Annotated in this window: 12 protein-coding genes and 1 tRNA gene; 6 read left to right on the top strand and 7 right to left on the bottom strand. The window is 75.0% G+C overall.

Annotated elements, in window-relative coordinates:
* Positions 1-187 precede the first annotated feature (187 nt).
* The 4 genes from BS73_RS24890 to BS73_RS24875 all read left to right on the top strand — a co-directional run bounded on the left by BS73_RS24890 (position 188) and on the right by BS73_RS24875 (position 4,725).
* Entirely contained in the window at positions 188-1,324 is a 1,137-nt protein-coding gene (locus tag BS73_RS24890) for a GNAT family N-acetyltransferase (RefSeq protein WP_051940474.1), read from the top strand.
* 139 nt (positions 1,325-1,463) lie between these two features.
* Positions 1,464-2,261, top strand: a complete 798-nt coding sequence (locus tag BS73_RS24885; protein ID WP_037576100.1) for a VOC family protein — start codon at positions 1,464-1,466, stop codon at positions 2,259-2,261.
* Positions 2,262-2,320: 59 nt separating this feature from the next.
* Positions 2,321-2,749, top strand: a complete 429-nt coding sequence (locus tag BS73_RS24880) for an OsmC family protein (protein ID WP_037576097.1) — start codon at positions 2,321-2,323, stop codon at positions 2,747-2,749.
* Between the two features lie 155 nt (positions 2,750-2,904).
* Positions 2,905-4,725 carry a putative bifunctional diguanylate cyclase/phosphodiesterase gene (locus BS73_RS24875; RefSeq protein ID WP_084704338.1) on the top strand — a complete coding sequence of 607 codons (1,821 nt, stop codon included), beginning with the start codon at positions 2,905-2,907 and terminating at the stop codon, positions 4,723-4,725.
* Positions 4,726-4,955: 230 nt separating this feature from the next.
* Here the strand turns inward: BS73_RS24875 and BS73_RS24870 are convergent, their stop codons facing one another.
* From BS73_RS24870 to BS73_RS36515, 5 genes are all read right to left on the bottom strand, one after another.
* The gene (locus BS73_RS24870; RefSeq protein ID WP_051940472.1) at positions 4,956-6,251 is read right to left on the bottom strand and encodes a chitinase; all 1,296 of its coding nucleotides are present in this window, start codon (positions 6,249-6,251) and stop codon (positions 4,956-4,958) included.
* A 119-nt stretch (positions 6,252-6,370) separates the two neighbouring features.
* Complete coding sequence (locus BS73_RS24865) at positions 6,371-7,330, bottom strand: 1-aminocyclopropane-1-carboxylate deaminase/D-cysteine desulfhydrase (protein WP_037576094.1); 960 nt, start codon at positions 7,328-7,330, stop codon at positions 6,371-6,373.
* A gap of 49 nt (positions 7,331-7,379) precedes the next feature.
* Complete coding sequence (locus tag BS73_RS24860) at positions 7,380-8,474, bottom strand: LLM class flavin-dependent oxidoreductase (protein WP_051940469.1); 1,095 nt, start codon at positions 8,472-8,474, stop codon at positions 7,380-7,382.
* Between the two features lie 128 nt (positions 8,475-8,602).
* Positions 8,603-8,884: a P1 family peptidase gene (locus BS73_RS41025; protein ID WP_407675149.1), complete on the bottom strand. Its 282-nt coding sequence runs from the start codon at positions 8,882-8,884 to the stop codon at positions 8,603-8,605.
* Positions 8,841-9,776, bottom strand: coding sequence for a P1 family peptidase (locus tag BS73_RS36515; RefSeq protein WP_407675053.1), 936 nt, complete (start codon positions 9,774-9,776; stop codon positions 8,841-8,843). The genes BS73_RS41025 and BS73_RS36515 overlap by 44 nt, the downstream gene beginning before the upstream one ends.
* Positions 9,777-9,914: 138 nt before the next feature.
* Between BS73_RS36515 and BS73_RS24850 the strand changes: the two genes are divergently transcribed.
* Positions 9,915-10,661, top strand: a complete 747-nt coding sequence (locus BS73_RS24850) for a GOLPH3/VPS74 family protein (RefSeq protein WP_037576092.1) — start codon at positions 9,915-9,917, stop codon at positions 10,659-10,661.
* A 108-nt stretch (positions 10,662-10,769) separates the two neighbouring features.
* Positions 10,770-10,843: transfer RNA gene (locus BS73_RS24845), tRNA-Lys, on the top strand.
* A gap of 287 nt (positions 10,844-11,130) precedes the next feature.
* On the opposite strand, the gene BS73_RS24840 is transcribed toward BS73_RS24845, so the two are convergent.
* Together BS73_RS24840 and BS73_RS24835 are read right to left on the bottom strand one after the other, a co-directional pair.
* Positions 11,131-11,670 carry a hypothetical protein gene (locus tag BS73_RS24840; RefSeq protein WP_152617710.1) on the bottom strand — a complete coding sequence of 180 codons (540 nt, stop codon included), beginning with the start codon at positions 11,668-11,670 and terminating at the stop codon, positions 11,131-11,133.
* A gap of 28 nt (positions 11,671-11,698) precedes the next feature.
* A complete protein-coding gene (locus tag BS73_RS24835; RefSeq protein WP_037576084.1) occupies positions 11,699-12,787 on the bottom strand; it encodes a PucR family transcriptional regulator in 1,089 nt (362 codons plus the stop codon).
* Positions 12,788-12,799 lie beyond the last annotated feature (12 nt).

Genomic DNA, 12,799 nt, shown 5'->3' with positions numbered 1-12,799 from the left:
TCGGCGAAAGTCCCCGGCGGAGAGGGGCGGGCGGCCGGATTGTGATCTGTGTCATGCCGGGGACCCGGAACTCGGACGGGAACGCGAATCCGCGGCGGGGGCCGCCTTCCGAACACACAGCGTGTCGGCGCAAGCTGTGCGCAGGACGGCGCTGCCGGGGGGAGCGCCCTGACCGCGGAGGCGCGCGTTGGACCACGAGGTGAACACCGGGAACGCTGTCAACGAGACCGTTCGGCTGCTCCACTGGGACAAGCCGGAGCAGTTGGACAGCGCGGCGGTGGAGGGCTGGCAGCAGGTGCTCACCGCAGCGCGGGCGGCGGACCGGCCCGGAGAGCCGGCGTCGTCCGCGACGGCGCCCCGCCCGGACGGCGAGCGGGTACTGCGCTGGCTGGCGGTGGAAGGCGAGTCGACGCCGGTCGGACTGGCCGAGCTCCGGCTGCCGGACGACGCCGATCTGCGGCACGCGGCGGAACTCGAACTCTGCGTCCACCCCGAGCACCGCGGGCAGGGCGTCGGACGCCGGCTCCTCGACGAGGCGGTGGCGGCGGCCCGGGCCGAGGGGCGTACCGAGCTGCTCGCCGAGGCCGGCGCGGAGACCCCGGGTGCGCGGCTGCTGAGCGCCCTCGGCTTCACCCCGGTGCTCGACATGGTGGCGCTGCGGCTCACCGTGGACGGGCTGGACGCGGCCGGGCTGCGGGAGATCGTCCGCACGGGCGCCGGCGGATACCGGCTGGCCCGCTGGCCCGGCGTGGTGCCGCCGGACCTGGCCGAGGCGTACGCGGCCGCCCGGTCGGCGATGGACGAGCTGCCGATGCGCGGGGTGACCCGCGGCACCGCCGCCTGGGACGCCGAGCGGCTGCACCGCTTCGCCGAGGTGGTGCGGGGCCGCGGGGACGCGCTGCTCACGGTGGCCGCGCTGGCCGACGAGGACGCGGGCGCGGGCGAGGAGGCAGGCGGCGGGGCCGGAGGCGGGATCGACGCGGCCGGCGGGGCCGGCGGGGAGCTGGTGGCCGGGTTCAGCGAGGTGGCGATCCCCGGCGCGGACACCTCCGGCCGGCCGCTCTTCGCCGACCCGGTGGACGGCGGCGAGCGGCACGCCTGGACCTACACCACGGCGGTGGTGCCGGAGCACCGCGGGCACGGGCTCGGGCTGTGGCTCAAGGCGGCCATGCTGCAGTGGCTGACCGGGGCCCACCCGGAGGTCTCCGAGGTGTGGACGGAGTGCGCCGCGGAGAACCGGCACATGCTGGCGGTCAACGAGCGGCTCGGCTTCCGCGAGGTGCGGCGGTTCTCGGCGTACCGGCTGGGTCTTGCGGCCTCCTGACGGCCGCCCGCCGAGCCTGCTGGGCCAGTCGCCGTACGGCGGGCTGCGACACGCGGCGCGGTGGTTGCGGGGGCGGGCGGTCGGGGGAAGCCTGGGTGCGCCGGGCCGCCGGTGCACCGGCCGACCACGGGAGGACCCGATGCCGGAACGCAGTTCGTACGCCGAGGGAGCGCCCTGCTGGGCGGACATCCTCACCCCGGACCCGGAGGGCGCCCAGCGCTTCTACTCCGCCGTCCTGGGCTGGGAGTTCCAGGACCTCGGAGAGGAGATGGGGCACTACACGATGTGCCTCGTGAAGGGGCAGCCGGTCGCCGCCATGATGGCCCCGACTCCGGAGATGGAGGGGATGTCGCCGGAGTGGAACGTCTACCTCGCCACCTCGGACATCGGCGGCGCGCTGGAGAGGGTGGCGGCCGCCGGCGGCCAGGTGGCGCTGGCCGCCCAGGAGGTGCCCGGCGCGGGGACGATGGCCTTCGCGGTCGACCCGGCCGGCGGCTCGTTCGGCCTGTGGCAGGCGGCCGGGCACATCGGGTCCAAGCTGTGGGCCGAGCCGGGCGCGATGTGCTGGAACCAGCTGGCCACCACCGGCGGCTCCGACGTGGACGCCTTCTACCGCGAGGTCTTCGGCTACGCGGGCGTGGACCAGCTCGGTGACGGCTCGAACTTCGACTACGCCGTGTGGCAGGCCGCCGGGATCCCGGAGGGCGAGCCCGCGCAGGTCGCCGGGCGCTGGCGGGTGCCCGCCGAGCAGCTGCCCGGCGGGCGGCCCTCCTGGGACGCCTTCTTCACGGTCCAGGACGCGGACGCGGCGGCGCGGATCGTGGCGAACGGCGGGGGGAAGATCGTCCACGGTCCCGAGGACTCCCCCTACGGTCGGATGTGCGCCATCCTCGACCCCTTCGGCGCGCATCTGCAGATCTGCCAACTGCCCGGCTGAGTACAGTCGTTCGAATACAGGACACAGGACACAGGATCAGAGAGGGAGAGGTCATCGCCATGGCCACGACGCGTGTCGCCCGTACCGCCTGGGAGGGCGGGCTGCAGGACGGGAAGGGTACCGTCACCTTCGCCTCCTCCGGGATCGGGGACTACCAGGTCTCCTGGCCTTCCCGGGCGGAGCAGCCGAACGGGCAGACTAGTCCGGAGGAGCTGATCGCGGCCGCGCATTCGAGCTGCTTCTCGATGGCGCTCTCGCACGGGCTCACCCAGGCGGGGCATCCGCCGACGCGGCTGGACACCCAGGCCGAGGTGACCTTCCAGCCGGGCACGGGGATCACCGCGGTGAAGCTCACCGTGCGCGGCGAGGTGCCGGGGCTGGACGCCGCCGGGTTCACCGAGGCGGCGCAGGACGCCAAGGCGAACTGCCCGGTCAGCCAGCTGATGAAGGGCAATGTCGAGGTCGCCCTGGACGCCTCGCTGGCCTGAGCGGTTCGCCGGTACGCCCGGCCCGGGCGCAGGCGCGCGGGCCGGGCGTACGCCTGTTCGGGCGCCCGCCGGAGGACCGGGGGGCGGCCACCGGAGCGGGGGAATCGCTCGGTCGGCGGTGGTGGGCCGTTCCGGGCCGCCTCTATGATCGCGTCGTGCCCGGCCCCACAGGAGGCGCCGAAAGCGCCCGAAGCCTCGCCGTGGCCGACCCGTGCCCCTGCTGCGGCGAGCAGCCGGCGGCACCGGCGGCCGCGGAGGGCGCCGATGCCCGCTTCCGGGCCGCCTTCCAGCACGCCGGGATCGGCATGGCCGTGATCTCCGCCGAGGACGTCCTGCTGGAGGCCAACCCCGCGCTCGCCCGGATGCTCGGCTACGAGCCGGCCGAGCTCACCGGGACGCGGGTGCAGCGGCTGCTGCACCCTGACGGGCCGTCAGGCCCCCTGCACAGCGCACTGGCCGCGAGCGGGCGGGAGCGGGTCCGGCTGGAGCGGAGGCTCGACCACCGCGCCGGGCACCCGGTGTGGACCCAGATCACCCTGACCCTGGTGCACCCCGCCGACGGGTCCCCCGGCTACACCCTGGCGATGGTGGAGGACGTCTCCCATCGGCGCCGGCTCGGCGCCCGGCTGCACTACCAGGCCAAGCACGACCCGCTGACCAGGCTGCCGAACCGTTCGCTCTTCTTCGACCGGCTCGGCGAGGCGTTCGCCGCCGCCGGCCCCGGCAGCCGGATCGGCCTGTGCTACCTCGACCTGGACGGCTTCCACGCGGTCAACGACACCCTCGGCCATCTGGTCGGCGACCAGCTGCTCAGCGCGGTGGCACGGCGGCTCACCGAGCGCTTCACCCCGCGCGGCCACCTGGTGGCCAGGACCGGCGGGGACGAGTTCGCGGTCGTCGTCCCGCGCAGCGCCGGCCCGCAGGAGCTCACCGCCCTCGCCACCGAACTGCTCGAACTGCTCGACACCGACTACGAGTTGGACGGCCGACGGGTCAGCGCCTCGGCCAGCGTCGGGGTGGTGGAGCGGGCCGTCGCCGGTACCGACCCGTCCGAGCTGGTCACGGACGCGGACGCGACCCTCCACTGGGCCAAGCGGGAGGGCCGGGGCCGCTGGGCGCTCTTCGACCCGGAGCGGCACGCGGACCAGCTCACCCGGCAGGTGCTGGCCACCACGATGCGGCCGGCGCTGGACCGCGGTGAGTTCGTCCTCGACTACCAGCCGCTGGTGCGGCTCGCGGACGGCGCGGCGGTGGGCGTCGAGTCGCTGGTGCGCTGGGCCCACCCGCAGTTCGGGCGGCTCTCCCCGGACCGGTTCATCGACATCGCCGAGGAGACCGGGGCCATCGTCCCGCTGGGGATGTGGGTGCTGGAGGAGTCGTGCCGTCAGGGGCGGCGCTGGATGCGGGAGTTCCCGGAGGCGGAGCTGTTCGTCTCGGTCAACCTGGCGGCGCGGCAGATCTGGGACTCGGACGTGGTCGCGGACGTCGCCGAGGTGCTCAAGCGGACCGGCTTCCCGGCCCGGCTGCTGCAACTGGAGCTCACCGAGAGCGCCGTGCTGGGCCCCGCCGGGCGGCCGGTGGAGGCGCTCCACGCGCTCTCCGCGATGGGGATCAGGATCGCCATCGACGACTTCGGTACCGGGTACTCCAACCTCTCCTACCTCAGCCGGCTGCCGGTGCACGCGCTGAAGCTGGACTCGTCCTTCGTCTCCGGGTTCGGAGCCGGCGGCAAGGCGGCCGCCGGTCCGGGGGCGCCGGCCGGACGCCAGGAGGTCGACGCCGAGATCGTCAGCGCGCTGGTCCGGCTGGCCCACGTACTGGGGCTGAGCGTCACCGCCGAGGGCGTCGAGGGCCCCGAGCAGGCGCAGCGGCTGCGCGAGACAGGCTGCGACGTCGCCCAGGGCTGGCATTTCGCCCGCCCGGGCCCGGCGGAGGCGGTGGCCGAACTGGTCGCGCAGCGCCGGCACGGCGGCTGAGGGGCCGCCGGCCCGCAGCGGCCCCGCTGAGCCCGAAGGGCTCATGAGGGGCCGGGGGAGCCGCGCGCCCAGCGGCACGGGCTGCCGCACTCGGCGACGGACCTCGGGTCGCGACCCGGTGACCTTTGCCGAGGGCGGCGGCGCCGTGGGCGGGCGATGCAGCTCCCCGGGCCCCTTGCCCCTTGCCCCTTGCTGGACCCTAAGGGCCTGCGCCGGGCCGGCGGGCCGGCTCAGCAGGGGCCGTCGTCGGTCCAGACTCCGGCGCTTCCGCCGGGGACGTCGGCCTCGGTCCACCACTTGGCGGTCCAGGTGTGGCCGTTGTAGCTGACCTGCTGGCCGCCGGTGTACGCGGTGGTGCTGGACCAGGCCGCGGCGGTGCAGCCGCCCTGGGTGGGCGTGGGGGTCGGGGTCGGGGTGGGCGTCGGGGTGCCGGTGCCGCCGCCGCTTCCGCTGGGCGGGGTCGCCCCGGCGAACTGGGTGTCGTACTTGGTGAAGTCCCAGGCGTTCTGGGTCACGCTGGAGCAGGTGCCGGAGGTGGTGCCGTTGTTGTCCGGCGGGCTGCACTCGCGGTCGCGGTTGACCGACCAGAAGGTGTACCTGGCCATGTGGTTGCTCTCGGCGAAGTTCAGCACCGACTGGAAGTCGGACTGGTAGAAGAACTCGCCGCTGTCGCTGCGGCCGTTCATCATCGACACGCCCTCGTGGGCGTAGGCGGTCGCGGAGTCCCAGCCGAAGGTCGACTGGAGCAGCCCGTTGAACGCCTGGAGGGCGCTGATCTGCGAGGCCGCGCCGTTGAAGCCGCCGTCGAACGGCATGATGGAGAAGTTGTCCGGAACGAAGCCGTCGGTCTTGGCCTGGTTGAGCATCTGCTGGCCGAACCAGCCGGTGCCGGCCGAGGTACCGGCGGTGGTCACCGAGATGTACAGGCCCGGGTTGTTCTTCTGGAGGATCTGCGCGGCGCCGATCTCGTTGGCGATCGCGGAGCTGTTCTCGTACTCCGGCTCCTCCAGGTCGAAGTCCATGGCGTGCAGCCCGTACTTGTCGATCACCTGCTGGTACGCGGCGGCGGTGGCGGCCGGGGTGCCGCAGACCTGGCCCAGCTTGGTGCCGTTGTAGCCGCCGATGGAGACCGAGACGTCGCCGCCGGCCGCCCGTATCGAGCTGATCGTGCTCGCCACCGCGGAGTCCGAGGAGACCGCGGCGGTGCCGTCCCAGGCCGGCGCGCAGGAGCTGCCGTCGGCCAGGATGAAGGCGAGCTGGAAGGCCTTGATCCCGCTGGCGTTCATCACGTCGACGGGGTTGGGCGGGTTGTTGTCGAGCGGCATCAGGTACGGGGCCGCGGCGTACCAGTTGCTGCCGAGGGCGGCGCTGGTGGCCGCGGCGGGGGCGGTCGCGGGGGCCGCGTTGCCGGACTGGGCCGCGGCGAACAGGCCGGTGGCGGCGAGCGCGGCGGTGGCGAGGCCGGCGAAGAGGCCGCGGGCCCGGCGGCTAGCGGGGGTTCGGTGTCTGCCGTTTTCTGTTGGCACCGGATCTCCTTGTGGGGGAAGACGGAGACTTGGTGCCTATGGTCTAGTCCTGTGGCCGAGCGCAGTCAAGGGTATGGTCTGGACCAGTTTCCTTCAGCGGAAAGGGAACTGACGCCGGCTCAGCCGGCGATGATCAGCGCGAGGGTCGTCCCACGGCGGAACGCCCCGCGTTCGACCAGGTCGAGAAGGCCGTAGAGGGCCTTGGCCTCATAGGTGAGGTCGAGGTCGAGGGCGGCCTCGCCGTCCTGGCGGTCGGCCACCCCGGCGGCGAAGGCCTTGAGCTCGGGGGTGCTGCGGCCGTAGCCGCCGAAATGGTAGCGGTGGTCGATGTACCAGGAGCCGCGGCGGGCGCCGAAGGCCAGCCGCTGGAGGGCCGCCGTCTCGGCGTCCAGGTCCAGCGAGGGTCCGGGCTTGAGCGCGGCGAAGCCCAGCGCGCGCTGCCCCGGGCGCAGGCCCGCGGCCAGTCCGGCCAGCATCCCGCCGGTGCCGACCGAGCAGCAGATCACATCGACCTCCGGCGCCTGGGAGTTGAGCTCCTCCGTCACCGTCCGGCAGCCGCGTACGCCGAGGGCGTTGGAGCCCCCCTCGGGGAGGACGTACGCCGGGCCGTGCCGCTCGTGGAGCTCCTCCAGCACCCGGGGGGTGTCGCGCAGCCGCCAGGTCACCCGGTCCATGAAGTCCAGCCGCATCCCATAGGCGGCGGCCCGGGCCAGGCCGGGGTTGAGCGGGCGGTCGCGCAGCTCCTCGCCGCGGACCACGCCGACCGTGCGCAGGCCGAAGCGGCGGCCGGCCGCGGCGGTCGCCCGCAGATGGTGCGAGTAGGCGCCGCCGAAGGTCAGCAGGGTGTCGTGGCCGGCGGAGCGGGCGGCCCGGGCGTTCGGCAGCAGCTTGCGCCACTTGGTGCCGGAGCCGGGGACGCCCGGGTCGATCAGGTCGTCCCGCTTGAGCAGCAGCCGGACGCCGGCCCGGCGCAGCCGCTCGTCCACCAGCTCCTGGAGCGGAGTGGGGGCTAGGGGCTCGTCCAGGGCGAAGCGCGGGGCGGGGTCCGGGTCCGGGGGCGGGTCCTGATGGAGTGTCATGGCGTCGTGGCGTCGTGGCGTCGTGGCGGAGGTCGGGGCTCTGGCCGGGTCAGGCCCCGCCGGGCGCCTCCGGCTCGCCCGACTCGCTCGGCTCGCTCGGCTCGACCAGGCCGTGGGCCTCGGCGATCAGCCGGTAGGAGCGGTTGCGGGCCGCGTGGCCGTGGACATTGCTGGTGATCATCAGCTCGTCGGCGCCGGTGCGCTCGCGCAGCGCGGCCAGGCCCTGGCGGACCTGGTCGCGGTCGCCGAGGACCACGTTCGCGAGCCAGGAGTCGATGAAGTCCCGCTCCAGCTCGGAGTACGGATAGGCCTCCGCCTCCTCCGGGGTGGGCACCAGGCCCGGGGCGCCCCGGCGCAGCCGCAGCATGTTGAGCGCTCCGGAGAGCGCCAGCCGGCGGGCCTGCTTCTCGTCGTCGGCGGCGATCGCGCCCACGCCGATCAGCGCGTACGGCTTCTCCAGCACCTCGGAGGGGCGGAAGGTCTGCCGGTAGAGGTCCAGCGCCGGGACGGTGTTCTGCGCGCTGAAGTGGTGGGCGAAGGCGAACGGCAGGCCGAGCCGGCCGGCCAGCTGGGCGCTGAAGCCGGAGGAGCCGAGCAGCCAGATCGGCGGCCGCCCGGTGCCCGGCGCGCTGGCCTCGCCGGGCACCGACTTCAGCCGGGCGTACGGGTGGCCGGGCGGGAAGTCGGCGTCCAGGAAGTGGGTCAGCTCGGCGAGCTGCTGCGGGAAGTCGTCGGCGTGCGGGTCGCCGGTGTTCCGGCGGAGGGCGGCGGCGGTCGCCGGGTCGGTGCCGGGGGCGCGGCCCAGACCCAGGTCGATTCGCCCCGGATGCAGCGCGTGCAGCAGGCCGAACTGCTCGGCGACCACGAGGGGGGCGTGGTTGGGCAGCATGACGCCGCCGCTGCCGAGCCGGATGGTACTGGTGGCGGCGCCGAGGTGGGCGAGGAGGACGGCCGGGCTGGAGCTGGCCACCCCGGGCATCCCGTGGTGCTCGGCCACCCAGAAGCGGTGGTACCCCCAGCGCTCGGCGTCCTGCGCGAGCCGGGTGGTGGCGGCGAGCGCCTCGGTGGGGGTGTATCCCTCGCCGACGGTGGCCAGATCGAGGATCGAGAGGGGGGTCTCGGGGTCGGCGCTGCTGTTGCTCACCGGGCTGCTCTCCTCATTCGGCTGCGCAGGTGGTTCTGAGGTCTGCCCTGGACGGGTCTGACCTGGATGGTCCGACCCGCGTCAACAGCGCGCCCCGAGCAGATGTTCCCGCCGCCGGGTGCGGAGGCTCACTCCAGGTACAGCTCGCGGTAGCAGGGGAAGGAGCGGGCCGGGGTGCGGACCGACTCCGCGCTCAACACGGCGTGCACCACCGCGCGGGTGACCGCGTCCGCGCCGGCGGCGAGGATCGCGTTCACCGCGAGGGCGTCGGCCGGCGCCGGGGCGGTGCCGGTGCCGGTGCCGAGGGTGAAGACGGTGTCCCCGTCGTTGAGGAGATGCACCGGGCGGACCGCGCGGGCCAGGCCGTCATGGGCGGTGCCGGCCAGCTTGTGGAGTTGAGGGCGGGTCAGCTCGGCGTCGGTGGCGACGACGGCGAGGGTGGTGTTGAGCGGCTGGGCGGCGGCCGCCGTGCCGCCGGAGGCCGTGCCGCCGGGGCCGGGCTGCCGGAGGCCGGGCTGCCGGGGCCGGGGCGCCCGCCGCCTCCGCCAGCCGCTCGGCCGCCCGCCGGCGTACCGCCTCCGGCAGCGGGCCGCGCGCCTCCGCGCCGGCCAGCCCGCCCAGCCGGCCGAACTCGCCCTCCACCTCCGCGAAGGCTCCGTACGGCAGCCCGGTGGCCGGGTCCACCGGGGAGCCGGCCGCGTTCAGCGCGACCAGGGCGGCGACGGTCACCTCGCACGCCTCCCGCCCCTCGGCGGCCGGCAGCGGGACCACCGCGCTCGCCGTGCCTATCCCGCCCTTGAGCCCGCCCTCGGTGTGCGCGCCGGTGCCCGCGCCGACCGCGCCCTGCGGCACCGGCACCCCCTCCCCCGCCGCCCAGGCGGCCTCGGCCGCCGTGCGCCCGAGGGCGGCGCCCGGGCGGGCCCGCCAGTCCCCGCCGCGGCCGAGGTCGAAGAGCGCCGCCGCGGGGACGACCGGGACGACCCGGCCGGGCCCGACCGGGAAGCCCCGCTCGCGCTCCTCCAGCCAGGCCATCACCCCGTCCGCGGCGGCCAGGCCGAAGGCGCTGCCGCCGGTCAGCACCACCGCCTCGACCCGCTGGACGAGGTTGCGCGGATCGAGGGCGTCGGTCTCGCGGGTGCCCGGACCGCCGCCGCGGACGTCCACCGCGGCGACCGCGCCGCCGGGTGGGGCGAGGACGACCGTCGTGCCGGAGAGCCAGCCCTCCCCGATCCGCTGGGCGTGCCCCACCCTCAGCCCGGGGACGTCCGTCAGCGCGTTCAGCCGCCCCGCCCTGGATGCCATCGCCTACCTCCGCTGGCCGCGACCGTCGGTTCCGATACGCCGTCAGACGTATCACGGCGCACCGACATCCGCCCCATGAGCGGCCGGTCGTCCCCGCGAGCCTGCCGGATGCCCGCTCGGCCGTGCGAACGTGGTCGGGTGGACGGAGCGACGACCCCAGAAACCGGCTTCGATTCGCGTGCCGCGTACCGGCTCCCGCTGCCCGAGGAGCTGCTGCTCCTCTGCCTCGACCCGCGCAGCCTGCGGGTACGGCAGCCGCAGTTCTTCCGGTACGCGCTGGCCGGGGCGGTACTGGCGGAGCTGCAGCTGAACCGGTCGGTCCGGGTCGGCGGCGGACGGGTCGGGCTCGCCTCGCCGGCACCGCGCGGGGAGCCGGGCCTTGACGCGGCGCTGGCCTGGGTGGCCGAGGCGGCCGCCGAGAACCCGCGCGGGCTGCCGCTGCAGGCGGCGCTGCGCCGGCTGGCCAGAAACGCGGACCGGCCGTATCTGGACGCGCTGGTCTCGCGGGGGCTGCTGCGGGTCGAGCAGCGGCGGGTGCTGGGCCTCTTCCCGCGCACCGGGTACTACGCCGAGTCGGCGGACGCCCACCGGCGGCTGGCGGCCGAGGTGGACGCGGCGGTACGGGCGGTCGGCGGGGCCCGCGGCGGGGGCGGCGTGCCCCCCGGCGCGCCCGCTGTTCAGGGCGCTTCCGTCCACGACCGGCGGCTGGCCGCGCTGGCCGCCGCCGGCTGCCTCAGCGCCCGCCTCTACCCGGGCTGGGACGGCCGGGAGCCGCGGATCTGGCTCCAGCTGCTGGTCGCCCGGGACGAGATCGCGGACGCCGTCCGCCGCCTGGTCGAGACCGACCAGACCACCAGCACCGCGGCGGCCGCCTCCAGCCGCTGAACCGCGCGGCCGGACGGTGGCCGACGGTGGTCGGAGCACCGGCGAAGGTCCGCTATGATTACTTCCGTCAACGCGACGGCGACCAGCTCGCCCGAGGCGACGACGCCCGCGCCGCTAGCTCAGTTGGTTAGAGCAGCTGACTCTTAATCAGCGGGTCCGGGGTTCGAGTCCCTGGCGGCGCACAAGCAAGACATGCAGTACAACGGCCTGGGGCCTCGCGTTTCGACGGGAGGCCCCAGGCCGTTTTTGATTTGCGGTGGGAGCAGAGCGGGAACGCCTGCACAAGAACCGCACGCGTCCGATCAGCTCGCCGGAGGCAGGTCCCAGTGCGCAGGCTCACTCCCCCTGCGTGGGGCGTCCGCGCACACACGACTACACGGCATCGGCCATCTGGACGCCTTGGTGAGGCTGTTCACCGGGGGCCCCCGGCTGCCATCGGCGCTGCCTATTCTTCGGCCTGACTCCCACGTCACCATCCGCTCACGACGGCCTGGGCCGCCACGAGCGGATCGTCGCCATGCAGCAGGGCCTCCACGACACACCGCAACAGGCCCCCAGCGAGCTTGAAGGCCATCTCAGAGGAGCCTGCCTCGTCGAAGCCCGCGCGGTCGATCCGCAGCAGCCCCCTCGGCAACGTCCTGGCCGCGGCCTCTCCTGCCAGTCCGTCGAGCACCGCAGCGGCGAAGTCGCCTGGCAACCCAGCCACGAGCGAGCGTCCGAGCTCGCTGCGGCAGTGGGCATGGGCAACCGCGCCGAGCCCCAGAGGCTCATCGAACGGGACCTCGAACTCAGTCGCCGACCCCGATGGATCCGGTGAGAACTCGGCCCCGAGAAGGGCCCGCATCGTCATCCCGCCGAGCGCTCGGCTCAGTTCCACGACCGCCCGCACCGCACGTACCGGCTCGGCCGGGCCGGCGCGCTCGCAGCGAGCGACATGTGTGCCGACGTAGACGGCAGAAGACTCGTCTGTTCGGATCGCGGCACGACGGCCGCCTCTGCTGATGATCACCGTGGACCTCCCGGCCCCCGCCGAGCCGTCACAGCGCCCGGGCGGGCCAGTCCAGTAGGCGGGCGCCGATGACGGCGGTCTGGAGGGTGTAGCGGTGGGCCGGGTCGGCCGGGTCGGCGCCGGTCAGGTCCCGGACTCGGGCCAGGCGGTAGGTGAGGGCGCGGACGCTGAGTGCGAGCCTGCGGGCCGCCTCCGCCGAGACGCAGCCGCTGTCGAAGTAGACGCTGAGCGTCCTCAGCAGCGGCCCGGCTCCGCCGCGGGCCCGCTCCAGCGGGCCGAGGGCGTGCCGCACCAGGTCGGCCATGGCGTCCCGGTCGCGGGTCAGCACGGGGTAGACCAGCAGGTCGGCGGCGTGCAGCAGAGGGCTGGGCAGGTCGAGGCGGTCGGCCAGGTCGAGGGCGTTGAGCGCCTCCTCGTACGAGTGGACGACGCCGCCCGCGCCTGGGTGCGGGCGGCCGACGGCGACGCGCGCCGTGCGGTCCGCGCCGCGGACCAGCGCGGCGAAGTGGTCGAGCACGTCGGTGTGATCGGCGGGGGCGATGCAGACGAGCCGGGCGTCCTTGGTGGTGAGGAGGATGCTGCGGGTGCCGAACCGGCCGCGCAGGGCGAGTTCCACCTGTCGCGTGACGGGGTGCACGGCGTCGTACGCGGCGAGGTCCGCGGCCGCCGCCACGGCCACGACGTACGCGTGGGCGAGGCGGAGGCCGAAGCGCTCGGCGCGCTGGGCGAGCCGGCCGAGGTCCCCGCGGCCGTACAGCAGGTCGTCGATGAACTCCCGGCGGGCGTTCTCCTCCTGGCGGACGGCGATCCGCTGAGCGCGCTCGTAGCCGTCGGCGAAGGCGTCCACGGCCATGGCCATCGCGGCCAGCACTGGGTCCGCCGAGGGGGCGTTCTCCGGCCAGGCGGCCCTGGTCGCGGCCAGGTAGCGGCCGACGAGTTCACGGAGCGAGCGACCGGAGCCGGCGGCGGCCTCGCCACGGGCGCGATGCTCGTCGAGTTCCCCGCGGGTGAGGCGGCGGCCGGTCGCCGCGACCTCGGCGAGCAGCCGGGCGTAGCCGTCGGGGCCGGTGGCGCCTTCGCCGGCGCTCCAGTCCGCGGCGACCACGGCATCGGACATCGACACCCACCC

It is taken from the genome of Phaeacidiphilus oryzae TH49 (assembly GCF_000744815.1).
Lineage (GTDB): Bacteria > Actinomycetota > Actinomycetes > Streptomycetales > Streptomycetaceae > Phaeacidiphilus > Phaeacidiphilus oryzae.
This window is presented reverse-complemented; position numbering and strand designations above follow the sequence as displayed.

Excerpts from the sequence above, each read along its gene's own strand:
- BS73_RS24885 (WP_037576100.1), top strand. The coding sequence starts at position 1,464 with ATGCCGGAACGCAGTTCGTACGCCGAGGGAGCGCCCTGCTGGGCGGAC.
- BS73_RS24880 (WP_037576097.1), top strand. The coding sequence starts at position 2,321 with ATGGCCACGACGCGTGTCGCCCGTACCGCCTGGGAGGGCGGGCTGCAG.
- BS73_RS24865 (WP_037576094.1), bottom strand. The coding sequence starts at position 7,330 with ATGACACTCCATCAGGACCCGCCCCCGGACCCGGACCCCGCCCCGCGC.
- BS73_RS36515 (WP_407675053.1), bottom strand. The coding sequence starts at position 9,776 with ATGGCATCCAGGGCGGGGCGGCTGAACGCGCTGACGGACGTCCCCGGG.
- BS73_RS24835 (WP_037576084.1), bottom strand. The coding sequence starts at position 12,787 with ATGTCCGATGCCGTGGTCGCCGCGGACTGGAGCGCCGGCGAAGGCGCC.